The sequence below is a fragment of the Pseudomonas iridis genome (assembly GCF_017980685.1).
In the GTDB taxonomy this organism is placed as follows: domain Bacteria; phylum Pseudomonadota; class Gammaproteobacteria; order Pseudomonadales; family Pseudomonadaceae; genus Aquipseudomonas; species Aquipseudomonas iridis.
Window position 1 is genome coordinate 25482 of the sequence record NZ_JACXXO010000008.1, and the last position, 23297, is coordinate 48778.

Sequence of the window (23297 nt, forward strand, 5' to 3'; positions counted from 1 at the left end):
AACTATTGCAGCTTAATTAAAACCCGGGTTGGAAGCTCGGGCAGTCAAGTTGCCTGCTCAAGCGTGTTCAAGCGATTGTTTCTACCAGGCGATGCCACAACGCGTAATACACGCGGCCGGATTTCTGCTCGCGATGCAGACGCCAGTTTTGCGGCAGGCCGAGGGTCGAGAGAGCGCTTTCGCTTTCGGTGTAAACCCAGGCGTCATCGGCCAGCCACTGGCGCTCTTCGAGCAGCGTGCACACGGTGGGCAGCAGGTTCTGGTTGAACGGTGGGTCGAGGAACACCAGGTCGTACGCGGTGGCAGTCTGCGTTTCCAGATAGCGCAGGGCGTCGGCAGTTTGTACCTGACCGTTGGTGCAGCGCAGGGTGCCGAGGTGTTCCTTGAGGCTTGAAACGGCGATATTGCTGGCGTCCAGCGCCTGGCCCATGGCGGCGCCACGGGACAGTGCTTCAAGAAACAGCGCGCCGCTGCCGGCGAACGGATCGAATACCTTGGCCCCCTCCACGTAAGGCGCGAGCCAGTTGAACAACGTCTCACGCACGCGATCCGGCGTAGGGCGCAGGCCCGGCGCATCGGGGAAGCTCAGCTTGCGGCTGCCCCATTCACCGCCAATGATGCGCAGTTGATTCACGCCGTTGTGCACGTTGTGAACGGGTTTTTTTGGACGAGTAGCCATTAATGCTCCGGAACCCCGAGCGGTTGCTCGGCAGGTTTATCAGATGGGGCCGGTAACGGCTTTTGCGGCACGGTCGGGCCAGCGGTGACGATGACCATTTTGTCCGTGCTCAAGTGTTTGTTCAGTGCGTTGCGGACCTGCTCTACGGTCAGGCTCTGGGACTGACGCATAAAGTCATCCAGATAGTTCAACGGCAGATTATAGAAGCCCATGGCGCCGAGTTGGCCAACAATGTCGGCGTTGCTCGCAGTGGACAGCGGGAAGCTGCCGGCCAGTTCGCGTTTGGCGTCGTCGAGTTCTTTCTGGGTCGGGCCGGTTTTCAGGTAGTCGGCGAGCACATCCTGCACCAGTTTCAGAGTGCCTTCGCTCATTTCGGCGCGGGTCTGCAGGTTGATCAGGAACGGGCCGCGAACCTGCATCGGGCTAAACCCGGAATACACGCCATAGGCCAGCCCGCGTTTCTCGCGAACTTCGCTCATCAACCGGGTGCCGAAACCACCGCCGCCGAGTATCTGGTTACCCATCGACAATGCCGCGTAGTCCGGGTCATCACGATCGATGCCCAGCTGCGCGATCATCAGGTTGGTCTGCTTCGATGGGAATTCGATGTGACCAACGCTGGCTTGCGGTTCCTGTGGCTGGGCGATTTTCGCCATCGCCGGGCCTTTCGGCAGGGCTGCGGACACCTGATTGGCAATCGCCTCGGCGTCAGCACGGGACAGATCACCGACCAGCGCGATCACCACGTTGCCGGCAGCGTAGGCTTTGGCGTGGAATTCACGCAGTTGCGCGAGGGTGATCTTCGGTACGCTCTGCTCGTTGCCGTCGCTCGAATGCGCGTACGGGTGATCGCCATACAGGCGCTTCATCAGCTCCAGGCTGGCAAGTTTGCCGGGGTTCTGTTTCTGGTATTCGAATCCGGCGAGCATCTGATTCTTGATGCGCGCGAACGAGTCGGCGGGGAAAGTCGGTTTGCCGACGACTTCCGAGAACAGACTCAATGCCGGTTCGCGCTGGTCAGCGGCGCTCAGACTGCGCAGCGAAGCCAGCGCCATGTCCTTGAAAGCGCCATTGCCGAAATCCGCCCCGAGGCCTTCGAAACCTTGGGCGATAGCACCGACGTCCTTGCCGGCCACGCCTTCATTGAGCATCGCGTTGGTCAGCACCGCCAGACCCGGCGCGTTGCCGTCCTGACTGCTGCCGGCGGCGAAGATCAGGCGCATGTCGAACATCGGCAGTTCGTGGGCTTCGACGAACAGCACCTTGGCGCCTTCGGCGGTGTTCCAGGTCTGCACGTCGAGTTTGCGGCTTGCCGGGGCCTTGCCGTCGAGTTCGGCCAGCGATTGCAGCTTCTGCGCGGACTTGGCGTTGTCCAGTGCTTCGCTCGCCTTGCTGTCAGCGCCTGGTGACAGATAGAAAGCAGTGGCACCGATCACCGCGACAGCGATCAGACCAAGCAACAACAGGCGTGGGGTTTTGCGCTCACTCATGAGTCGTCTCCAGTGGCAGTACGTGGGCGACGCTGAGACGTTCGCGGGTGAAATACAGCTTGGCGGCGTTCTGGATGTCTTGCGGGGTGACGCTCTCCAGATCGGCCAGTTCGGTGTCCATCAGTTTCCACGACAGGCCGACGGTCTCAAGCTGACCGATGGCCGTGGCCTGGCTGGTGATCGAGTCACGCTCGTAGACCAGGCCGGCAATCACTTGCGCACGCACGCGTTCCAGTTCTTCGGCGGACGGCGCGGTGGTTTTCAACTCTTCCAGCAGCTTCCACAAACCGGCCTCGGCTTGCGCCATGGTCTTTTTCTTCTGCGTGTTGGGCGTGGCCGAGAGGGTGAACAGGCTGTCGCCGCGAGTGTAGGCGTCGTAGCTCGACGAGCCGCCGGACACCAGCTCTTCGCCGCGCTCCAGTTGGGTGGGAATGCGTCCGCTGTAACCGCCATCGAGCAGCGCCGAAATCAACCGCAGCGCGTTAACCGAACGCTTGTCTTCGGCAGTGGCGATGCTCGGCACGTTGAAGCCGAGCATCAAGCTAGGCAGTTGTGTCTGCACATGCAGGGTGATCTTGCGCTCGCCGGGCTCGGCCAGTTCCAGCGGTTGTTTCGCCGGTGGTACGTCGCGTTTGGCGATCGGGCCGAAGTAGCGTTGGGCGAGGGTTTTGACTTCGTCCGGGGTGACGTCGCCGACGACCACCAACGTGGCGTTGTTCGGCACGTACCAGGATTGATACCAGTGGCGCAGTTCTTCAACCTTCATCCGGTCGAGGTCAGCCATCCAGCCGATGGTAGGCGTGTGATAACCGCTGGCCGGGTAAGCCATCGCCTTGTAACGCTCGTAAGCCTTGGACATCGGCTTGTCATCGGTGCGCAGGCGGCGCTCTTCCTTGATGACTTCGATTTCCTTGGCGAACTCGTCGGCCGGCAGGCGCAGGTTGGCCATGCGATCGGCTTCCAGTTCGAAGGCCACGCCCAGACGGTCGCGCGCCAGCACCTGGTAATAAGCGGTGAAGTCATCGCTGGTGAACGCGTTCTCTTCGGCACCGAGGTCGCGCAGGATCAGCGAGGCTTCGCCGGGGCCGACTTTCTCGCTGCCCTTGAACATCATGTGCTCAAGCGCATGAGACAGACCGGTCTGGCCCGGGGTTTCGTAGCTGGAACCGACCTTGTACCAGACCTGCGACACCACCACCGGCGCGCGGTGGTCTTCGCGCACTACGACCTTCAGGCCGTTGTCGAGGGTGAATTCGTGGGTCGGTTGCGGGTCGGCCGCCAGGGCCGAAAGGGGCAGGCAGACTGTGCTGAACAGCAGGCCTGCAGCGCGGCGGGCTAGAGCATTCATTCGTTTTTTAACCTGTTGAGCTGCCCGCTTGGTCTTAGCGTCGGCGGGCGAGGAGGTGCTAGGATACTGATCCGTTTTACCGGCGACCACGCCTATCAGGTTTTCAGGCCTGATACGGCTGTATAGGTTGGCGGCAGAAAGCAGCGGTTTATCGACTAGACTTCGCTTTTTCGCCGATTTTTCCGGTTTAGTCCTTCGTTAATACGAATCTTTGGGGTGCCGCTGGCGCCTCGACAAAATGTTGCGCGTGAACAAGCTGGGTGAAACACAGTCTGTTCTGCATCGAATATTTATTTGCCGGGGCGCCCTTATGGCGCGTCGCTACCGTGAGATAGCCGTCCTCCATGTTTGGTTCCAACGACGACAAGAAGACCCCAGCTGCGGCTGGCGAGAAGAAAAGCCTGTTCGGATGGCTGCGTAAGAAACCGCAGGAACCCGTCGTCGAACAGCCGCCCGCGATTCCTGAACCGGCCCCGACGCCTGCTCCTCTAATAGAAGAAGAGCCGACGCCGATTGTGCTGCCGAATGCCGAACCGGTGTTGCAACCGGTTGAGCCAGAACCGGAGCCTGCAGCGCCTGTGGCCGTTGAGCTGCCGCTGACTCCGGCGGCTGAGCCATGGCTGACCTTGCCAGTGGCGGAAGAGCCGGTGGCGTTGGTTGAAGAGGCCGCGCCGCATTTCACCCCGCAGATTCCTGCGCCGGCTGCGTTTGTTCCAGAGGTCGCTCCGGCTCCTGTGGTGGCTGCGCCCGTTGTTCCAGAGCCTGCCCCTGAACCTATCGCTTCCGAGCCTGTTGCTCCGGTCGTTGCTGCTCCTGTTGCTCCAATCGTTCAACAGCCCGAGCCAGCACCTGCCCCCGTGGTTGCTGCTCCAGTCTTGCCGGTCGAAGTGGTTACCGAAGCCCCGCGCACCGAAGAAACCAAGGCCGGTTTTTTTGCCCGCCTCAAGCAAGGTCTGTCGAAAACCAGTGCCAGCATTGGCGAGGGCATGGCCAGCCTGTTCCTGGGTCGCAAAACCATTGATGACGAGCTGCTGGATGACCTCGAAACCCGTCTGCTGACCGCCGACGTTGGCGTCGAAGCCACCACGCAGATCATCCAGCGCCTGACCCAGAAGGTCGCTCGCAAGGAACTTGCCGACGCCGATGCGTTGTACAAATCCCTGCAGGCCGAACTGGCTGCGATGCTCAAACCGGTCGAGCAGCCGCTGAAAATCGTTTCGCAGAACAAGCCGTTCGTGATCCTTGTGGTCGGCGTCAACGGTGCCGGCAAAACCACCACCATCGGCAAACTGGCGAAGAAGCTGCAGCTGGAAGGCAAGAAAGTCATGCTGGCCGCCGGTGACACCTTCCGCGCTGCTGCTGTTGAGCAGTTGCAGGTCTGGGGCGAACGCAACAAGATTCCGGTGGTCGCCCAGCACACGGGCGCCGATTCCGCTTCGGTGATCTTCGACGCCGTGCAGGCCGCCAAGGCGCGTGGCATCGACGTGCTGATCGCCGACACCGCCGGTCGTCTGCACACCAAAGACAATCTGATGGAAGAACTGAAAAAGGTTCGCCGTGTGATCGGCAAGCTCGACGCCGACGCGCCGCACGAAGTGCTGCTGGTACTCGACGCCGGTACCGGCCAGAACGCCATCAACCAGGCCAAGCAATTCAACCAGACTGTCGAACTGACCGGCCTGGCGCTGACCAAACTCGACGGCACCGCCAAAGGTGGGGTGATCTTTGCCCTGGCCAAGCAGTTCGGTCTGCCGATTCGCTATATCGGCGTCGGCGAAGGCATCGACGATTTGCGTACCTTTGAAGCCGAACCCTTTGTCCAGGCACTCTTTGCCGAGCGGGAGCGTTCATGATTCGTTTCGAACAGGTCGGTAAACGCTACCCGAACGGACACGTCGGCTTGCATGAGCTGAGCTTTCGAGTCCGTCGCGGCGAGTTCTTGTTTGTCACCGGCCACTCCGGTGCCGGTAAATCCACGCTATTGCGCCTGTTGCTGGCAATGGAGCGTCCGACCAGCGGCAAGCTGCTGCTCGCCGGGCAAGACCTGAGCACCATCAGCAATGCGCAGATTCCGTTCCTGCGCAGGCAGATTGGTGTGGTGTTCCAGAACCACCAGTTGCTGTTCGATCGCACGGTGTTTAACAACGTCGCGTTGCCGTTGCAGATTCTCGGGCTGTCCAAGCCCGAAATCGCCAAGCGCGTCGATTCGGCGCTGGAGCGCGTGGCGCTGTCGGATAAAACCGATCTGTATCCGGGCGACCTGTCCACCGGTCAGCAACAGCGCGTCGGCATCGCCCGCGCCATCGTCCATCGTCCGGCCCTGCTGTTGGCGGACGAACCGACCGGTAACCTCGACCCGCGTCTGGCGGCCGAGATCATGGGGGTGTTCGAAGACATCAACCGTTTGGGCACCAGCGTGCTGATCGCCAGTCACGACCTGGCGCTGATCGCCCGTATGCGTCACCGCATGCTGACCTTGCAGCGTGGCCGATTGATCGGCGACGGGGAGGCCGGGGTATGAGTGCCACTCGCAGCCCGAAGGTTTCCGAGCGCGTGGCCCCGAAAGCCGCCGATCCGCAACCGGCCAAAAAGAAAAAACACGACGATGACGACGGCCCTGACTTCGCCACGCTGTTCCGTGCCTGGGTCGAAAGCCATCGCGCCAGCCTGCTCGATAGCCTGCGTCGTCTCGGCAAGCAGCCGATCGGCAGTTTCTTCACCTGCATGGTGATGGCAGTGGCGCTGAGCCTGCCGATGGGTCTTTCGCTGTTGCTCAATAACGTCGAGCGTCTTGGCGGATCGTGGCAGCGTGCGGCACAGATCTCCCTGTACCTGCAGCTCGACGCCAGCCCGGAGCAGGGCGAGTCGTTGCGCGAACAGATCAAAGGCATGCCCGGCGTAGCTGATGCTGAATATGTCGGCCGTGATCAGGCGCTGGAAGAGTTTCAACAGCAGTCCGGTTTGGGCGAAGCCCTGCGCGAGCTGCCGGAAAACCCGCTACCGGGCGTGGTGCTGGTGACGCCGAACGAGGTCGACAAGACCACCCTGGAAGCATTAAGACAAAAACTTTCCGAGCTGCCGAAGGTACAACAGGCACAACTTGATCTAGTCTGGGTCGAGCGTCTGGCCGCCATCCTCAAGCTCGGCGATCGTTTTGTCTTCGGTCTGACGGTGCTGCTGGTTTCTGCATTACTTTTGGTGATAGGCAATACCATTCGTCTTCATATTGAAAACCGCCGCACAGAGATAGAAGTGATTAAACTCGTCGGCGGCACTGACAGCTATGTACGGCGCCCCTTCCTTTATATGGGCGCGTTGTATGGCTTCGGTGCGGGACTGTTGTCCTGGGGCGTATTGGCGTTCGGCCTGGACTGGCTGAACGATGCGGTGGTTGGATTGGCCGGCTTGTACGGCAGTGATTTCGCGCTGGCCGGAGTGCCAGTTGCCGATGGTCTGTCGCTCTTGCTTGGCGCGGTGCTGTTGGGTTATATCGGTGCATGGATTGCAGTCGCACGTCATCTCAGGGAGCTGGCGCCGAAGTAGAATCTTTTTTGCGCGTGATTGGCCTTACGGTTTTTGGGAACTTGTACTTGAGTTCCCGGTCAATTTTTCGCAGTGCTGAGAAGCACGAGTATGTAAGTCGGAGGTTTTTTCGTATGACCAATTCTTTGCAACCTGCGTACGCGTTGGTTCCAGGCGCAAACCTGGAAGCCTATGTGCACACCGTGAACAGCATTCCATTGCTGACGCCGGAGCAGGAGCGTGAACTGGCCGAGAGTCTCTATTATGAGCAGGATTTGGGGGCGGCTCGGCAGATGGTGCTCGCCCACCTGCGTTTTGTCGTACACATTGCCCGTAGCTATAGCGGCTACGGTCTGGCTCAGGCTGACCTGATCCAGGAAGGTAACGTCGGCCTGATGAAGGCCGTAAAGCGCTTCAACCCGGAAATGGGTGTGCGCCTGGTGTCGTTCGCTGTGCACTGGATCAAGGCGGAAATTCACGAGTTCATCCTGCGCAACTGGCGCATTGTGAAAGTCGCGACCACCAAGGCCCAGCGCAAGCTGTTCTTCAACCTGCGCAGCCAGAAGAAACGTCTGGCGTGGCTGAATAACGAGGAAGTCCACCGTGTGGCGGAAAGCCTCGGCGTCGAACCGCGTGAAGTGCGCGAGATGGAAAGTCGCCTGACCGGCCATGACATGGCTTTCGACCCGGCTGCGGAAGCGGACGACGACAGCGCTTTCCAGTCGCCGGCCAACTATCTGGAAGACCACCGGTACGACCCGGCGCGTCAACTGGAAGATGCCGACTGGAGCGACAACTCCAACAACAACCTGCACGAAGCTTTGGAAGTGCTGGACGAACGCAGCCGCGACATCCTCTACCAGCGCTGGCTGGCAGAAGAGAAAGCCACGCTGCACGACCTGGCGCAGAAGTACAACGTGTCGGCCGAGCGAATCCGTCAGCTCGAAAAGAGCGCGATGAACAAGCTCAAATTGTCGATCGCCGCATAACCGGCGCCCGACAACAAAAAAATGCCCCGATCAGCGATGATCGGGGCATTTTTGTTTGAAAATCAAAAGATCGCAGCGTGCCGCAGCTCCTACACGGGACCCGCATTCACCTGTGGGAGCTGCCGAAGGCTGCGATCCTTTGATCTTGAAGTCACTGCGCCCAAGGTGCACGCCGCGAATCATTCAGACTCAGCAGATAACTCGTCCCACCCAACTGACGCATTTGCTGCCGAATCCATCCGGCCCGGCGCGCGACATAAGCCGTCGGATGGCTCGCGCTCCACACCCGCGGGTTGGGCAATACCGCCGCCAGATAACTCGCCTGCTGTCGGGACAACGACTTCGCGCTCACGCCGAAATGATGTCGCGCTGCGGCTTCGGCGCCAAACACGCCGTCATCCCACTCGACACTGTTCAGATACACCTCGAGAATCCGCTGTTTGGGCCACAACACCTCGATCAGCGCAGTAAACCAGGCTTCCAGGCCTTTACGCAGATAGCTGCGCCCGGCCCACAGAAACAGGTTTTTCGACACTTGCTGGCTCAACGTACTGGCGCCGCGAATTGAGCCGCCAAGTTCGTTGTGCGCAAGCGCTGCCTGGATTGCACTGAAATCAAAGCCCCAGTGCTCGGGAAATTTCTGGTCTTCGCCAGCCATGACCGCGACTTTGAGATCGTCGGAAATCTCGTCCCACGGCTTCCAGGTGCGCTGCAGGTCGATCGGCTCGCCGTCGATCCAGGATTCGACCTTGCGCTCGACCATCAGCGCGGTGCCAGGCGGCGGTACGAAGCGAAATACCAGAACCAGCAATACGCTGCCCCCCGCGAACCAGAGCAGGGCCTTCGTGAGACGACGGAAAATTGAACGCAACATAGAGATGGCTTGGCCGAACCCGTGGAGCGGGCCATTATACAGACCCTGCCGATCGAGTCTGACTGGAGTTCCCAATGCTGCGTGGCTTTTTAATGCTGGCCGCTTTTTTTGGTTTCACGGGTGTCGCGCTGGGTGCGTTTGCCGCCCACGGCCTGAAAAGCCGTCTGACACCTGATTATCTGGCGATTTTCCACACGGGCGTCACCTATCAACTGGTGCATACACTGGCGTTATTCGGTGTGGCATTGCTGGCTACGCAGATTCAGGGGCGACTGGTCACTTGGGCCGGTATCTCGTTCACTGTCGGTATCCTGCTGTTTTCCGGCAGCCTGTACCTGCTGACCACCACCGGCATCAGCAAGCTCGGCATCATCACCCCGTTCGGCGGGTTGGCGTTTCTTGTCGGCTGGGTGTGTCTGGGCCTGGCTGCCTGGCGCTTGCAATTAACCGCTTGACGCTTGGTGCTGACCTTTAGGTCATGATCGGGCTAGAATGCCAGCCCCTAAAAATGATGGCGGCATTGCGCATGCGCATTCAGTTGAACGGTGAATCCCTTGAACTGCCCGACGGTGAAACCGTTGCAGCCCTGCTGACCCGTCTGGATCTGACCGGACGCCGGGTGGCGGTCGAACTCAATCTGGATATCGTCCCGCGCAGCCAGCATGCCGACACCGCGCTAAACGACGGCGATAACGTCGAGGTGGTTCACGCCATCGGCGGCGGCTAATCGCCTGGCCCACACGGGCACAGAATTCTGCAAGACCCTCACCCCTAAAGAGGATTCCCCATGAGCATCGTTCGTAGCGACAAGCCTTTTGTGCTGGCCGGTCGTACTTACCAGTCGCGTTTGCTGGTCGGTACCGGCAAGTACCGTGACATGGAAGAAACCCGCCAGGCCATCGAAGCCTCGGGTGCCGAGATCGTCACCTTCGCCGTGCGCCGCACCAACCTCGGCCAGATCGAAGGCGAACCGAACCTGCTCGACGTATTGTCGCCGGATCGCTACACCTTCCTGCCGAACACCGCCGGTTGCTACGACGCCATCGAAGCCGTGCGCACCTGCCGCCTGGCCCGTGAGCTGCTCGACGGTCACAATCTGGTGAAGCTGGAAGTACTCGCCGACCAGAAAACCCTGTTCCCCAACGTGATCGAAACCCTCAAGGCCGCCGAAACACTGGTCAAGGAAGGTTTCGACGTGATGGTTTACACCAGTGATGACCCGATCATCGCCCGTCAACTGGCGGAAATCGGCTGCATCGCCGTCATGCCGCTGGCCGGCCTGATCGGTTCTGGCCTGGGTATCTGCAATCCATACAACCTGCAGATCATCCTTGAAGAAGCAAAGATTCCGGTATTGGTAGACGCCGGTGTCGGCACCGCTTCCGATGCCACCATTGCCATGGAACTGGGCTGTGACGCAGTGCTGATGAACTCGGCCATTGCCCACGCGGGTCAGCCAGTGATGATGGCCCAAGCCATGCAACACGCGATCGTCGCGGGCCGTCTGGCCTACCTCGCCGGCCGCATGCCGAAAAAACTCTATGCCAGCGCCTCTTCGCCGCTGGATGGTCTGATCAAGTAAGAGCCAAGATGACTGAATCGAACGACACGCCTATCCAGCCGGAAGAGGGCGACGAGCGCCAACACCGCCGCATCAAGAGTTTCGTGATGCGCGCCGGACGCATGACCGAAGGCCAGCAGAAAGGCCTGGATCAAGGCGCACCGCTGTTCGTGCTGCCCTTGGCCGATGAACCGGTCGATTACGATCAGGTTTTCGGCCGCTCGGCACCGCGCTCGCTGGAAATCGGTTTCGGCATGGGCCATTCGCTGCTGGAAATGGCCGCTGCTGCACCGGATCAGGATTTCATCGGCGTTGAAGTTCACCGTCCGGGTGTCGGCGCGCTGCTCAATGGCGTACTGACGCAGGGCCTGACCAACCTGCGGGTCTACGATTGCGACGCGATCGAGGTGCTCAACCGCTGCATCGCCGACAACAGCCTCGACCGCCTGATGCTGTTTTTCCCGGATCCGTGGCACAAAAGCCGTCACCACAAGCGTCGTATCGTCCAGGCGTCGTTCGCTGAACTGGTGCGCAGCAAGTTGAAGGTCGGCGGCATTCTGCACATGGCTACCGACTGGGAGCCGTACGCCGAATACATGCTGGAAGTCATGAACGTCGCCCCGGGCTACCGCAACCTCGCCGAAGACGGCAAGTGCGTACCGCGCCCGGCCGAACGCCCGATCACCAAGTTCGAACGCCGCGGCGAACGTCTTGGGCATGGCGTGTGGGATCTGAAGTTCGAAAAGCAGTCGTAAGCCTTACGCAGTAACAATGTGGGAGCGAGCCTGCTCGCGAAAGCGCTCTGACAGTCAACGATGAAGTTGAATGTCATGACGCCTTCGCGAGCAGGCTCGCTCCCACATTTGCTTTGTGTATGGCTCGAATTCAGCGGCGGTCGGCGACTACGCCGATCAGCACCAGTACCACCAACAACACCGGCGCCAGGCTGTAGTTGTTGAACTGGCTCAGGCCTTTGATCACCCAGGGTGTGGCGTAGATCAGCGCCGCGCCGCTACCGACCATGCACAGCAGCGCCATCAGCGGTACGCGCAGGGCGCCGGCAATGCTGCCCAGACGTTGCTCGACCCAGCCTTTGAAGTCGGCGCCGAACAGCACCAGCAGGCAGCCCACCAGCGCCAGTGCGATTTCCGAGAGGTTGCTGCGGCTCCAGCGGGAGACGGTAGCGAGCAGGTCGAGTATCAAATCCATGCGTTTTCCCTTAGCACTGAAATCAGTTCAGAAATTGTTGCAGCAAGTCATTGAGGAACAGCTGTCCGCGCTCGGTGGCCGCCAGACGTGACGGTTCGACCTGCAACAGACCGCTTTGTTCTGCGGCTGCCCGGCCTTCGGCGAGGCTTTCCAGCGACAGCCCCGTGCGCTGCGGATACAGGCGCGATTCGACGCCAGCGGTCAGGCGCAAAGCATTCATCAGAAACTCGAACGGCATCTCGTCATTGGTCAGGGCTTTTTCGCCAGCCTGAAAGCTTTTTGCCGGGTTGAGGTAGTCCTTCGGCAAGCGCGTTTTCCAGGTGCGCACGATGCGCCCGTCCGGATGGCTGAGCTTGCCATGCGCACCCGCGCCGATGCCGATGAAGTCGCCGAAACTCCAGTAATTGAGGTTATGCCGCGCCGGGCGGCCGATTTGGGCATAGGCCGACACTTCGTATTGCGCATAACCGTGCTCGGCCAGCAGCGCTTGCCCGGCTTCTTGAATGTCCCACAGCGTGTCGTCTTCCGGCAGCACAGGCGGCTGATTCCAGAACACGGTGTTCGGCTCCAGCGTCAGTTGGTACCAGGAGATATGCGTGGGATTCAGTTCGATGGCCTGGCGCAGATCGCTCAGCGCATCGTCCAGCGACTGATCGGGCAGGCCATGCATCAAGTCGAGATTGAAGTTATCGAACCCGGCCTGCCGCGCCATGCCAGCGGCGCGCACCGCTTCGTCGCCGTTATGGATACGGCCGAGGGCCTCGAGTTTTTCCTGCTGGAAACTCTGGATACCGATCGACAGGCGATTGATCCCCAGCTTGCGATACGCAACGAACTTCTCTTGCTCGAAGGTGCCGGGGTTGGCTTCCAGCGTGATTTCAATGTCGTGAGCAAACGGAATGCGCTGCTCGACGCCCTCCAGCAAACGCCCGAGCGCCTCGGCACTGAACAGGCTCGGCGTACCGCCACCGAAGAAAATCGAGCTGATTTCGCGACCGTAGACCGCATGCAGATCCTGATCGAGATCCGCCAGCAACGCGTCGACGTACTCCTGCTCCGGCAGCACCGGGCTGGCGGTGTGCGAGTTGAAGTCGCAATACGGGCATTTGCGCACACACCACGGGATGTGGATGTACAACGACAGGGGCGGCAATGTCTGCAATGGCGCCCGTGGCGAAGAAGCGGCGCCGCCGACTATCAGCGACGACGCAGAGGAGTTACCGGTCATTTCAAGCCCAGACGCTGGCGCAGCAGATCCATTGCACGGGCGCGGTGGCTGATCTGGTTCTTGTCGGCAGGCGTCAGCTCGGCGCTGGAGCAATCACGCTCCGGCACCCAGAACAGCGGGTCGTAACCAAAACCGTGTTCGCCGCTGGCCGCCGTCAGCATGCGCCCGTGCCACAAGCCTTCGCAGAGGATCGGTAGCGGATCGTCGGCGTGACGCACCAGTGCCAGAACACAAACGAACTGCGCGCCGCGCTCGGCCTCAGGAACGTCCTTCAAGGCATCGAGCAGTTTGGCGTTGTTCGCCGCATCGCCCTTGCCGTCGGCGTACCGCGCCGAGTAGATGCCAGGCGCACCGCCGAGGAAATCCACGGCCAGACCGGAATCGTCGGCCAGCGCCGGCAGCCCGGAAATGCGTGCGGCATTGCGCGCCTTGAGGATCGCGTTCTCGACGAACGACAGACCGGTTTCTTCCGGCTCCACGTTGCTCCACTCACCGATCGAGCGCAGTTGCACCGACTCGCCGAGCATGGCCTGGAGTTCCTTGAGTTTGCCGGCGTTGTGGCTGGCCAGTACGAGCTGCTTGAGGTTCATCATTCGCCGGGGAAAAGTTCTTGGTTGAAATTGATGGTGTTGATCTTGTCGCCATTCTGCACCTTGATTTCAAAGGTGCGGGTTTCCTGCTGTTCCACCGGGTACTGGGCGATGTAATAGATCGCGCCCTTTTCGGTGACCTGGCGGAAGTTCAGCGGCACGCTTTTGCTGGTCAGGTCTTTGACCGTGCCGGTGACATTGGCGATCAATGGTTTGCCGTCCTTGATCACCGAGACATTGATCACGCCTTGGTTCTTGCTGCGGATCAGTTCGGCAGCCTTGGCGATGTCAGGCGTCAGAAAGGTGGAATTAAAGGTGTTGTAGTGAACGGTGACATCACCAAACACTTCCTTGCGCTCGCCCTTGATCGCGTCGGCGGCGACCGCCGAAAAGCTCAGACATGCCGCCAACAGCGTGCCAATCAAACGTCTCATGCTCGTTCTCCTCGAATGTCAGACCGCGATTTGGTGATCTGCCACTACCGGGCTGCTGACGCGGTAGATACCAATCTCACCTAACAGATTAGGCCATAGCTTACTGGCCCACCCGTGGCGGTGCTGTTGATCCACGGCAAGCCGATCAATGACCTTCGCGTCACGTTCGCGGCAAAGTTCTTCAAAGTCTTCGAAGGTGCAAAAGTGAATGTTCGGCGTGTTGTACCAGGTGTAGGGCAAAAACTCCGACACTGGCATGCGCCCCTTGCTCGCCAGGTACCAGCGGCAGCGCCAGTGGCCGAAATTGGGGAAGGTGATGATGCACTGACGACCGACCCGCAGCATTTCGTCGAGGATCTTGTCCGGGTAGTGCACCGCTTGCAGGGCCTGGGTCATGACGACGATGTCGAAACTGTTGCTGGCAAAGTTGCCGAGGCCCTTGTCCAGGTCCTGCTCGATGACGTTGACGCCTTTGGCCACGCACTGGGCAATGTTGTCAGCGTCGTTTTCCAGGCCATAACCGGTGACCTGCTTGTTGTCGCGCAGCCAGGTCAGCAGTTCGCCGTCACCGCAACCGAGGTCGAGGACGCGGCTGCCGGCGGGGATCCATTCCTGGATGATTTCCAGATCAGCTCTCATGGCTTTCTCACAGCGTGATGCGGTTCATGTAATTGCCGAACGCCTGCAAGTAGCGAGGGATCGGAATCAGGAAGGCGTCGTGGCCCTGCGGTGCGTCGATTTCCAGATAGCTGACGTCTTTGCGCGCCGCCATCAGTGCATCCACCAGCTCACGCGAGCGCGCCGGGGAGAAGCGCCAGTCGGTGGTGAAAGACATCACGCAGAACCTGGCCGTGGCGTTCTCGAAGGTTTTCGCCAGGTTATCGTCGAAGTTCGCCGCAGGATCAAAGTAATCCAGCGCCTTGGTCATCAACAGATAGGTGTTGGCGTCGAAGCGTCCGGAGAACTCTTCGCCCTGATAACGCAGGTAGCTTTCGACCTGGAACTCGACACTGTGGAAGTCGTAGTTGAGCTTCTCGCTCTTCAGGCCACGGCCAAATTTCTCGCCCATCGAGTCGTCGGACAGGTAGGTGATATGGCCGACCATGCGCGCCAGCATCAGGCCGCGCTTGGGGATTACACCCGCTTCCTGGAACGAACCACCGTGGAATTCCGGGTCGGTGAGAATCGCCTGGCGCGCCACTTCATTGAACGCGATGTTCTGCGCCGACAGCTTGGGCGCCGAGGCGATGGCCAGGCAGTGACGCACGCGATCCGGATAAGTGATGGTCCATTGCAGCGCCTGCATACCACCGAGGCTGCCGCCGATCACCGCGGCCCACTGGCCGATGCCGAGCAGGTCAGCGAGACGCGCCTGGCTGTGCACCCAGTCTTCCACGGTGAGCACCGGGAAGTCGGCACCAAACGGTTTGCCGGTCTCAGGGTTGATGCTGCTCGGGCCGGTGGAGCCGTTGCAGCCGCCCAGATTATTCAGGCTGACCACGAAGAATTTGCTGGTGTCGATCGGTTTGCCGGGGCCGATGCAGCTGTCCCACCAACCGGGTTTGCGGTCGTCGACGCTGTGATAACCGGCTGCGTGATGATGGCCGGACAAGGCGTGGCAGATCAGCACGGCGTTGCTCGCCTGTGCGTTCAGCGTGCCGTAGGTTTCGTAGATCAGGTCATAGGCTGGCAGCGACCGGCCACAGGCCAGGGCCAGAGGTTCGCTGAAGTGCGCCGTTTGCGGCGTCACCAGACCAACAGAATCGGGGGGAAAGGCAGTTGGCATCGACCCTGCTCTCGTTGAAATGAGGCGTAAGTCTAAAGACCGCGGGGGTTAGCAGCAAGCAGCCCTCACCCTAACCCTCTCCCAGAGGGAGAGGGGACTGACCGAGGGGTTCTCTCGAGCTACACCGACCTGATTTATCGAGCCGAACTCAGGCCTTGAAAAGCACCAGAATCGGCTCCCTGATCCAGCGGCGAGGGGCACTAAGTGGGGGAGCTCAGGCCCCGAAAACACCGAAGATCGGCCCCCTCTCCCTCGGGAGAGGGCTGGGGTGAGGGGCGCAGGCGACGCAAGAATCAGGACGAACGCGCAACCAGCCCCGGCAAATCCGGCAACTTCTTCGGCGAGCAAATCTTCACCCGTTTCTGCCGGTTCAACTCGCCACTGAGCAAGCTGACCTGGCTCTTGGACACCCCAAAAGCCTTGGCCAGAAAGCCCATCAGATACGCATTGGCCTTGCCCTCGACCGGTGGCGCAGTCAGGCGGATTTTCAGGCGATCACCGTGCAGCCCGCAGAAATCATCGCTACGGGCTGCCGGTTGCAGGTGACACTCCAGAATCAGGTCGTCACCGTCCCAACGAAACCAGCTCACATCAGCAGACGGAGGATTTCCGGCATCATCGTCATCGCCGCCAGATTGTTGATCACCAGCATGTCGATCAGCTTCAGCGCGAGGAAGGCGAAGATCGGCGAGAGATCCAGACCACCGAGGTTAGGCAGGAATTTGCGGAACGGCGCCAGTGCCGGCTCGCAGATCTGGTTGACCAGCTCAGCGCCCGGGTTGTGGCTGCCCGGAGCGACCCAGGACAGGATCACGCTGATGATCAGGGCAAAGAAGAAGATCTTCAGGAACAGCGCAGTCACGCCGATCAGCGACCAGACAAGCAGTTGCAGCGGGTTGCCGATGGTGCCGTAAGTCAGCAGCAGGGTCAGCGCCATCAGCGCCAGTTGCACCAGAATCGCCAGCACCAGCGACGACATGTCCAGACCGAACATGCTCGGGATGATCCGGCGCAGTGGCTTGAGCAGCGGCTGAGTCGCTTTGACGATGAACTGGCAGAGCGGGTTGTAGAAGTTCGCCCGCACCAGTTGCAGGACAAAGCGCAGCAGTACGATCAGCAGGTACAGGCTGCCGAGGGTTTGCAGCACGTAAACCGCTGCAGTGTTCAATCCAATCATGTAAGGCTCCTTATTTGCCCAGTTGTTCGGCCATTTCGGCCGAGCGGTGCGCGGCGGCGCCGAGTGCTTTTTCCACCAGAGCTTCGAAGCCCCCGGCCTGGAACGATTTGATTGCGGCTTCGGTGGTACCGGCCGGCGAGGTCACGCGACGACGCAGTTCGGCAGCATCGACGTCACTGGCCGCTGCCATGTGCGCGGCGCCCAGTGCGGTTTGCAGGGTCAGTTGTTCAGCGGTTTCTTTCGGCAGCCCGAGTTTGACGCCGGCGGCGGTCATGGCTTCGATCAGCAGGAAGAAGTACGCAGGGCCGGAGCCGGATACGGCGGTCACTGCATCGAGTTGTTGTTCTTCATTCAGCCACAGTGCGATGCCGACGGCGGACAGCAGTTCTTCGGCTTGCTGGCGTTGTTCGGCAGTCACTTCGCGGGTGGCGTACAGGCCACTCACGCCCTGACGCAGCAGCGCCGGGGTGTTGGGCATGCAACGTACGATCGGCTGCTCGCCTAGCCATGCAGTCATGCTCGCGCAGGTAATGCCCGCCGCAATGGAGACCACCAGTTGATCGGGTTTGAGGCTCGGGCGAATCGCTTCGCAAACGGCTTTCATCGCCTGTGGTTTGACCGCCAGCACCACAACGTCGACGCCTTCGATGGCCTGAGCGTTGTCGGCGAAAGTTTCAATGCCGTGTTCGGCACTGACCTTGGCGCGGGTTTCTTCGCCCGGGTCGCTGGCGCGGATGTGTGCAGCTTCCAGACCCTTGGCCCGCAGGCCGCCGATCAAACTGGCGGCCATGTTGCCGGCACCGATGAAGGCAATACGTGTGTTGCTCATGTCAGGTCCTTATCTGGAAAATTTCAAGATTGGGAATAGTCGCGTGCGCCAAACAGGGCGGTACCAATCCGCACCCAGGTGGCGCCTTGGGCAATGGCCGACTCAAGGTCATGGCTCATGCCCATGGAAAGTGTGTCGAGTGGCAGATTCAGGCTGGCCTGCAAACGTTGCACGGCAGCAAACGCGGCGTCCTGTTCGGCGCGATCTTCGGTCGGCTCGGGAATCGCCATCAAGCCGCGCAGCTTAAGGCGTGGCAGGGCGCTGATGGCATTCGCCAGCGCCGGCAGGTCGGCCGGGGTGCAGCCGGACTTGCTGGCTTCACCGCTGACGTTGACCTGAATGCAGATGTTCAGCGGCGGCAGGTCGGCCGGGCGCTGTTCGGACAGGCGCTGGGCAATTTTCAGACGATCCACGGAGTGCACCCATTCGAAATGCTCGGCAATCGCGCGAGTCTTGTTCGATTGAATGGGGCCGATGAAGTGCCAGATCAAGGGCAGGTCGGCCAGTTCGAGCTGTTTGCTCAGGGCCTCTTGCAGATAGTTCTCGCCAAAGTCCCGCAGACCGGCGGCATGAGCTTCGCGCAGCGCCTCGGCAGGTTTGGTTTTGCTCACGGCCAGCAACTGCACGCTGTTTTCAGCGCGTCCGGCAGCAGCGGTGGCGGCCTGGATGCGCGAACTAACCTGAAGGATGTTGTCTGCTATCGTGGACATCAAGAGGCGCCGTGGGTCTGAAGGTTCGCGGCATTCTACTGGAATTGAGGAGCGCTATGGATATCACTGAACTGCTGGCCTTCAGCGCCAAACAGGGCGCTTCCGACCTGCACCTGTCGGCCGGTCTGCCGCCGATGATCCGCGTCGATGGCGATGTGCGGCGGATCAATCTGCCGGCGCTGGATCACAAGCAAGTGCACGAATTGATCTACGACATCATGAACGATACCCAGCGGGTCGACTTCGAGAAACATCTGGAAACCGACTTTTCCTTCGAAGTCCCCGGCGTAGCGCGCTTTCGGGTCAATGCCTTCAATCAGAATCGTGGCGCGGGTGCCGTGTTTCGCACCATTCCCTCGAAAGTGCTGAGCATGGAAGACCTCGCCATGGGCGACGTCTTCCGCAAGATCACCGATGCTCCGCGCGGGTTGGTGCTGGTCACCGGGCCGACCGGTTCCGGCAAGTCGACCACGCTGGCGGCGATGATCGACTACCTCAACACCCATCGCCACCATCACATCCTGACCATCGAAGACCCGATCGAATTTGTTCACGAGTCGCGCAAATGCCTGATCAATCAGCGTGAAGTCCACCGCGATACCCGCAGTTTCGCTACGGCTCTGCGTTCAGCGCTGCGAGAAGACCCGGACGTGATCCTGGTGGGCGAGATGCGCGACCTGGAGACCATTCGCCTGGCGCTGACTGCCGCCGAGACCGGGCACCTGGTGTTCGGCACGCTGCACACGACGTCGGCCGCGAAAACCATCGACCGGGTGGTGGACGTGTTCCCCGGTGACGAGAAATCCATGGTGCGTTCGATGCTGTCGGAGTCACTGCTGGCAGTGGTCTCGCAGACGTTGATCAAGAAGATTGGCGGCGGGCGGGTGGCGGCGCACGAAATCATGCTGGGAACGTCGGCGATCCGTAACCTGATCCGCGAGGACAAGGTGGCGCAGATGTATTCGGCGATTCAGACCGGTGGGTCGCTGGGGATGCAGACACTGGATATGTGCCTGAAAGATCTGGTGACCAAGGGTTTGATCAGTCGCGAGCATGCGCGGGAGAAGGCGCGCACGCCGGATAACTTTTAAAAGCAAAAGATCGCAGCCTTCGGCAGCTCCTACAGGTGTTTGTGTTCATCCGCGATATGTGGACGAACATGACCTGTGTAAGAGCTGCCGAAGGCTGCGATCTTTTGACCTTTAGCGTTGAACCACACGCATCTGGCTTTGCTCTTTCGGTAATACACGCTTGGCAACCACGTAATGTTTCTGCCAATACGGCTTGTTCAGCGTATCGATGCTCACCGACTTGCCACGACGTGGCGCGTGGATAAAGCGGTCGTTGCCCAGGTAGATGGCAACGTGGTTGACCCGACGGCTCTTGAGCTTGAAGAAAATCAGGTCGCCCGGTTTCAAATCCTTGCGGTCGACCTTCTCACCGTGGCCGCTGGCCATGGCATTGGAAGTGCGTGGCAGGTCGAATGTGGCGTCGTTGAACGCGTATTTCACCAGGCCGCTGCAATCAAAGCCTTTACTTGGGCTGCTGCCGCCCCAACGATAAGGAGTACCGAGGACGTTTACGGCGCGGCTCAGGACATTGCTGCTTTCCTTGCTAGCCATCGGCGGTACCAGGCTGCTGCGGCTTTTGCTGCTCAGCGTGGTGATTTTGCTTTGTTTGCTTTTGCTCGATGGGGCAGAAGCGTGGGATTTAGGGGTGAAGCCGTTAACGTTAGGAAGACGTTGCTCACGATTGGTGGCGTGGGCGGCCAGTGGCATTAATAGGCAAATAGTTAGCCATGTCTTGAAAAATGGTCGCATTAGGCGTGGCTCTTAAGTGATAGCGCGCAACTTTATAACAGCTTTTTTGTGACTTCCGAGGCCGTTGGTCGATTCAAACGGGAGGCAACGGAACCAAATAAGCGGCAAATTGACGCGATTGTCGGACAGAGGTCCGGTGCTATAAGGCTTTCACGGTAGCGACGGTAACATTTGCCATACGTCGGCTACCTGTAAAAAAGTCACAAAGAATTCAAGAATATTTATCTATCGAGTGCATCGAGGTCTTCATGAACAGCTATCAGCTACCCCGTGTGAAGGAAAAAACCACCCACAGCAAAATCATCGGTTACCTGCTGTGGATCTTCGGATTTACCGGTGCCCATCGCTTTTATTACGGCAAGCCTGTGACCGGGACGATCTGGTTCTTCACCTTCGGTTTGCTGGGAATCGGCTGGCTGATCGACCTGTTTCTGATCCCGGCAATGGATCGCGAAGCAGATCTGCGCTTTGCCGACGGGCCGATCGAGTACAACGTGGCGTGGATTCTGCTGACGTTTCTCGGCGTGCTGGGCGTGCACCGGATGTACCAGGGCAAGTGGATCACCGGCTTGTTGTACCTGCTGACCGGCGGGTTGTTCTTCATTGGCGTGCTGTATGACTTCTGGACACTGAATGATCAGGTCTCGGTGCGTAACGCTGAAGGCAGAGGCACCTTCCAGTAAGTCTTCGCGAGCAGGCTCGCTCCCACAGAGGATTTGTGTCGTTCACAGATCCAATGTGGGAGCGAGCCTGCTCGCGAATGGGGCGACGCGGTATTAGGCCTGGTGGCTGATCCGCCCATCCACCAGCGTATAGCGAACCACACCCGGCAAGCTGTGACCCATGAACGGGCAGTTCTCGCCTCTCGACAGCCAGTGTTCACCGGCCACCGTCGATGCCGTCGGATCGAACAGTACGATATCCGCCGCACCGCCCACCGCCAGTTTGCCCGCCGGCAGTCGCAGTGCCTCGGCCGGGCCGGCGCTCATGCGAGCCAGCAAGGTCGGCAGATCGAGCAAACCATCCTCAACCAGCGTCATCGCCAGCGGCAGCAGCAGTTCTACGCTGCTGATGCCCGGTTCAGTCGCGCCGAACGGTGCCAGTTTGGCGTCACGCTCATGGGGTTGGTGGTGGCTGGAAATCGCCGAGATCACCCCCGACTTCACTGCTTCGCGCAGGCCATCGCGGTCAGCGCGGGTGCGCAGCGGTGGCTGCACGTGATAGAGGCTGCTGAAGTCGATCAGCGCTTCGTCGGTCAGAATCAACTGATACAGCGCCACATCCGCCGTCACCTTCAGACCACGGGCCTGAGCCTGAGCGATCAGCGCAACACCGCGAGCACTGGTCAGTTGGCTGAAGTGCGCGCGCACGCCGGTCTGCTCGACCAGCAACAGGTCCCGAGCCAGCGCCACCGTTTCAGCGGTTTCCGGAATCCCCGGCAGGCCGAGGAAACTGGCCACCGCGCCTTCATGGGCCAGGCCACCTTCGGCCAGATCGTGATCCTGCGAGTTGAAGATCACCGTCAGGTCGAACGTCGCCGCGTAATCCAGCGCCCGGCACAGGGTGCGGGTGTTGCGGAAACTCTCCAGTCCGTTGCCGAACGCCACACAACCGGCGTCGCGCAGGGCAACCAGCTCGGCGAGCTGCTCACCGTCCAGACCTTTGCTCAAGGCGCCAATCGGGAACACCTTGGTATTGCCGGCCTCGCGGGCGCGGTCGAGGATCAGTTCGGCCACAGCGGAGGTGTCGAGCACCGGTTTGGTTTGCGGCGGGCAGCACAGGCTGGTCACACCGCCGGCCGCTGCGGCGCGGGTTTCGCTGGCGATCGAGCCTTTGCGGCTGTAGCCCGGTTCGCGCAGGGCGACGTTGAGGTCGACCAGGCCCGGAGCGGCCACCAGACCTGTGGCATCAATGGTTTCCACCGCGCTGAAACCGGCCGGCGTCGCGCCGAGGGCGATGATCTTGCAGGCTTCAATGTGAATGTCGGTGATTTGATCCAGGCCACTGCTTGGATCGATGACGCGTGCGCCGAGAATGCTGAGCTTCACTGGGCGTTCTCCTGCTCGAATTGGCGCTGGGCAGTCTGCCCGCTCATGGCCATGGACAGCACGGCCATACGAATCGCGATGCCGTAGGTGACCTGATTGAGGATCACCGAGTGCGGGCCATCGGCCACTGCCGACTCGATTTCCACCCCACGGTTGATCGGCCCCGGGTGCATGACGATGCAATCGGGTTTGGCTCCGGCCAGGCGCGCGGTGGTCAGGCCGAACAGGCGATAGAACTCGCCTTCGCTCGGCAGCAGGCCGCCGGTCATGCGCTCACGTTGCAGGCGCAGCATGATCACCACGTCGACGTCTTTCAGGCCTTCGGTCATGTCGGTGTAGACCTTGACGCCGTATTGCTCAATGCCGATCGGCAGCAGGGTTTTCGGCGCGATCACGCGGATGTCCGGGCAGCCGAGGGTTTTCAGGGCGAGCATGTTCGAGCGCGCCACCCGCGAGTGCAGGATGTCGCCGACGATGGCCACGGAGAGGTTTTCGAAACCGCCCTTGTGCCGACGGATGGTCAGCATGTCGAGCATGCCTTGCGTCGGGTGCGCGTGACGGCCGTCGCCGCCATTGATGATCGCCACCTGTGGGCAAACATGCTCGGCGATGAAGTGCGCAGCGCCGGAATCACCGTGGCGCACGACGAACATGTCGGCGGCCATCGCTTCCAGGTTGCGCAGGGTGTCGAGCAGGGTTTCACCTTTGCTTGCCGACGAGGTCGACACGTTCAGGGTGATCACATCCGCCGACAGCCGCTGGGCGGCGAGTTCGAAGGTGGTGCGGGTGCGGGTGGAGTTTTCGAAGAACACGTTGCACACGGTCTTGCCGCGCAACAATGGGACTTTTTTCACCGCCCGGGCGCCGACTTCAAGGAACGAGTCGGCAGTGTCGAGGATTTCCGTCAGCAACTCGCGGCGCAGACCGTCGAGCGAGAGGAAGTGGCGCAGCTGGCCCTGATCATTGAGCTGCAGCGGGCGCTTGGTATCTAGAGGCGTCATCG

The 23297-nt window shown here is 60.4% G+C and carries 27 protein-coding genes; 10 read left to right on the forward strand and 17 right to left on the reverse strand.

What is annotated here, in order from left to right; all coding sequences use genetic code 11:
• Positions 1 to 67: 67 nt before the first annotated feature.
• From rsmD to IEQ42_RS14800, 3 genes are read right to left on the reverse strand one after another with little or no spacing between them, the layout of a single operon-like run.
• The gene (gene rsmD / locus IEQ42_RS14790; protein ID WP_210704014.1) at positions 68 to 679 is read right to left on the reverse strand and encodes a 16S rRNA (guanine(966)-N(2))-methyltransferase RsmD; all 612 of its coding nucleotides are present in this window, start codon (positions 677 to 679) and stop codon (positions 68 to 70) included.
• Entirely contained in the window at positions 679 to 2169 is a 1491-nt protein-coding gene (locus IEQ42_RS14795; protein ID WP_210704015.1) for a M16 family metallopeptidase, read from the reverse strand. The genes rsmD and IEQ42_RS14795 overlap by 1 nt, the downstream gene beginning before the upstream one ends.
• On the reverse strand, positions 2162 to 3517 hold the full coding sequence (locus IEQ42_RS14800) for a M16 family metallopeptidase (RefSeq protein WP_210623098.1): 1356 nt from the start codon (positions 3515 to 3517) through the stop codon (positions 2162 to 2164). The genes IEQ42_RS14795 and IEQ42_RS14800 overlap by 8 nt, the downstream gene beginning before the upstream one ends.
• 344 nt (positions 3518 to 3861) lie before the next feature.
• Between IEQ42_RS14800 and ftsY the strand changes: the two genes are divergently transcribed.
• The 4 genes from ftsY (at position 3862) to rpoH (ending at position 8028) form a co-directional block, all read left to right on the forward strand.
• Positions 3862 to 5370, forward strand: coding sequence for a signal recognition particle-docking protein FtsY (ftsY, locus tag IEQ42_RS14805; RefSeq protein WP_210704016.1), 1509 nt, complete (start codon positions 3862 to 3864; stop codon positions 5368 to 5370).
• Positions 5367 to 6038: a cell division ATP-binding protein FtsE gene (gene ftsE / locus IEQ42_RS14810; RefSeq protein WP_042561559.1), complete on the forward strand. Its 672-nt coding sequence runs from the start codon at positions 5367 to 5369 to the stop codon at positions 6036 to 6038. Before ftsY ends, ftsE begins: the two co-directional genes overlap by 4 nt.
• The gene (ftsX, locus tag IEQ42_RS14815; RefSeq protein ID WP_042561558.1) at positions 6035 to 7060 is read left to right on the forward strand and encodes a permease-like cell division protein FtsX; all 1026 of its coding nucleotides are present in this window, start codon (positions 6035 to 6037) and stop codon (positions 7058 to 7060) included. The genes ftsE and ftsX overlap by 4 nt, the downstream gene beginning before the upstream one ends.
• A gap of 113 nt (positions 7061 to 7173) precedes the next feature.
• A complete protein-coding gene (gene rpoH, locus IEQ42_RS14820; protein ID WP_042561557.1) occupies positions 7174 to 8028 on the forward strand; it encodes an RNA polymerase sigma factor RpoH in 855 nt (284 codons plus the stop codon).
• Between the two features lie 151 nt (positions 8029 to 8179).
• On the opposite strand, the gene mtgA is transcribed toward rpoH, so the two are convergent.
• A complete protein-coding gene (mtgA, locus tag IEQ42_RS14825; RefSeq protein WP_210704017.1) occupies positions 8180 to 8902 on the reverse strand; it encodes a monofunctional biosynthetic peptidoglycan transglycosylase in 723 nt (240 codons plus the stop codon).
• Between the two features lie 74 nt (positions 8903 to 8976).
• Here mtgA and IEQ42_RS14830 point away from each other — a divergent pair, with 74 nt between their 5' ends.
• The 4 genes from IEQ42_RS14830 (at position 8977) to trmB (ending at position 11218) form a co-directional block, all read left to right on the forward strand.
• Positions 8977 to 9357, forward strand: coding sequence for a DUF423 domain-containing protein (locus IEQ42_RS14830; protein WP_210704018.1), 381 nt, complete (start codon positions 8977 to 8979; stop codon positions 9355 to 9357).
• A 71-nt stretch (positions 9358 to 9428) separates the two neighbouring features.
• Entirely contained in the window at positions 9429 to 9629 is a 201-nt protein-coding gene (gene thiS, locus IEQ42_RS14835; RefSeq protein WP_162184594.1) for a sulfur carrier protein ThiS, read from the forward strand.
• Positions 9630 to 9689: 60 nt separating this feature from the next.
• A complete protein-coding gene (locus IEQ42_RS14840; RefSeq protein ID WP_042561554.1) occupies positions 9690 to 10484 on the forward strand; it encodes a thiazole synthase in 795 nt (264 codons plus the stop codon).
• Positions 10485 to 10492: 8 nt separating this feature from the next.
• Positions 10493 to 11218, forward strand: coding sequence for a tRNA (guanosine(46)-N7)-methyltransferase TrmB (gene trmB, locus IEQ42_RS14845; protein WP_042561553.1), 726 nt, complete (start codon positions 10493 to 10495; stop codon positions 11216 to 11218).
• 130 nt (positions 11219 to 11348) lie between these two features.
• Here the strand turns inward: trmB and IEQ42_RS14850 are convergent, their stop codons facing one another.
• From IEQ42_RS14850 to IEQ42_RS14895, 10 genes are all read right to left on the reverse strand, one after another.
• Positions 11349 to 11672: a DUF3392 domain-containing protein gene (locus IEQ42_RS14850; protein ID WP_150593591.1), complete on the reverse strand. Its 324-nt coding sequence runs from the start codon at positions 11670 to 11672 to the stop codon at positions 11349 to 11351.
• 22 nt (positions 11673 to 11694) lie between these two features.
• Complete coding sequence (hemW, locus tag IEQ42_RS14855; RefSeq protein ID WP_228731995.1) at positions 11695 to 12900, reverse strand: radical SAM family heme chaperone HemW; 1206 nt, start codon at positions 12898 to 12900, stop codon at positions 11695 to 11697.
• Positions 12897 to 13493, reverse strand: a complete 597-nt coding sequence (gene rdgB / locus IEQ42_RS14860) for an RdgB/HAM1 family non-canonical purine NTP pyrophosphatase (protein WP_042561550.1) — start codon at positions 13491 to 13493, stop codon at positions 12897 to 12899. The genes hemW and rdgB overlap by 4 nt, the downstream gene beginning before the upstream one ends.
• Positions 13490 to 13924 (reverse strand): DUF4426 domain-containing protein, encoded by a 435-nt coding sequence (locus IEQ42_RS14865; RefSeq protein WP_210704019.1) that lies wholly within the window; start codon positions 13922 to 13924, stop codon positions 13490 to 13492. The genes rdgB and IEQ42_RS14865 overlap by 4 nt, the downstream gene beginning before the upstream one ends.
• A gap of 18 nt (positions 13925 to 13942) precedes the next feature.
• A complete protein-coding gene (metW, locus tag IEQ42_RS14870; RefSeq protein ID WP_210704020.1) occupies positions 13943 to 14563 on the reverse strand; it encodes a methionine biosynthesis protein MetW in 621 nt (206 codons plus the stop codon).
• A gap of 7 nt (positions 14564 to 14570) precedes the next feature.
• The gene (gene metX, locus IEQ42_RS14875) at positions 14571 to 15710 is read right to left on the reverse strand and encodes a homoserine O-succinyltransferase MetX (protein ID WP_210704021.1); all 1140 of its coding nucleotides are present in this window, start codon (positions 15708 to 15710) and stop codon (positions 14571 to 14573) included.
• 293 nt (positions 15711 to 16003) lie between these two features.
• The gene (locus tag IEQ42_RS14880) at positions 16004 to 16300 is read right to left on the reverse strand and encodes a DUF167 domain-containing protein (protein ID WP_210704022.1); all 297 of its coding nucleotides are present in this window, start codon (positions 16298 to 16300) and stop codon (positions 16004 to 16006) included.
• Positions 16297 to 16887 carry a YggT family protein gene (locus tag IEQ42_RS14885; protein ID WP_210704023.1) on the reverse strand — a complete coding sequence of 197 codons (591 nt, stop codon included), beginning with the start codon at positions 16885 to 16887 and terminating at the stop codon, positions 16297 to 16299. Before IEQ42_RS14885 ends, IEQ42_RS14880 begins: the two co-directional genes overlap by 4 nt.
• 10 nt (positions 16888 to 16897) lie before the next feature.
• The gene (gene proC, locus IEQ42_RS14890; RefSeq protein ID WP_210704024.1) at positions 16898 to 17716 is read right to left on the reverse strand and encodes a pyrroline-5-carboxylate reductase; all 819 of its coding nucleotides are present in this window, start codon (positions 17714 to 17716) and stop codon (positions 16898 to 16900) included.
• Between the two features lie 23 nt (positions 17717 to 17739).
• On the reverse strand, positions 17740 to 18426 hold the full coding sequence (locus tag IEQ42_RS14895) for a YggS family pyridoxal phosphate-dependent enzyme (RefSeq protein WP_150597569.1): 687 nt from the start codon (positions 18424 to 18426) through the stop codon (positions 17740 to 17742).
• A 56-nt stretch (positions 18427 to 18482) separates the two neighbouring features.
• On the opposite strand from IEQ42_RS14895, the gene IEQ42_RS14900 reads away from it, so the two are divergent.
• On the forward strand, positions 18483 to 19517 hold the full coding sequence (locus IEQ42_RS14900; RefSeq protein WP_007953348.1) for a type IV pilus twitching motility protein PilT: 1035 nt from the start codon (positions 18483 to 18485) through the stop codon (positions 19515 to 19517).
• 111 nt (positions 19518 to 19628) lie between these two features.
• Here IEQ42_RS14900 and IEQ42_RS14905 read toward each other — a convergent pair whose 3' ends face one another.
• Positions 19629 to 20246 (reverse strand): C40 family peptidase, encoded by a 618-nt coding sequence (locus tag IEQ42_RS14905; protein WP_210704025.1) that lies wholly within the window; start codon positions 20244 to 20246, stop codon positions 19629 to 19631.
• A 248-nt stretch (positions 20247 to 20494) separates the two neighbouring features.
• On the opposite strand from IEQ42_RS14905, the gene IEQ42_RS14910 reads away from it, so the two are divergent.
• Positions 20495 to 20929, forward strand: a complete 435-nt coding sequence (locus IEQ42_RS14910; protein ID WP_210704026.1) for an NINE protein — start codon at positions 20495 to 20497, stop codon at positions 20927 to 20929.
• 93 nt (positions 20930 to 21022) lie between these two features.
• Here IEQ42_RS14910 and IEQ42_RS14915 read toward each other — a convergent pair whose 3' ends face one another.
• Positions 21023 to 22294, reverse strand: a complete 1272-nt coding sequence (locus IEQ42_RS14915; protein WP_210704027.1) for a dihydroorotase — start codon at positions 22292 to 22294, stop codon at positions 21023 to 21025.
• Complete coding sequence (locus tag IEQ42_RS14920; protein ID WP_007913665.1) at positions 22291 to 23295, reverse strand: aspartate carbamoyltransferase catalytic subunit; 1005 nt, start codon at positions 23293 to 23295, stop codon at positions 22291 to 22293. Before IEQ42_RS14920 ends, IEQ42_RS14915 begins: the two co-directional genes overlap by 4 nt.
• Between the last annotated feature and the right edge of the window lie 2 nt (positions 23296 to 23297).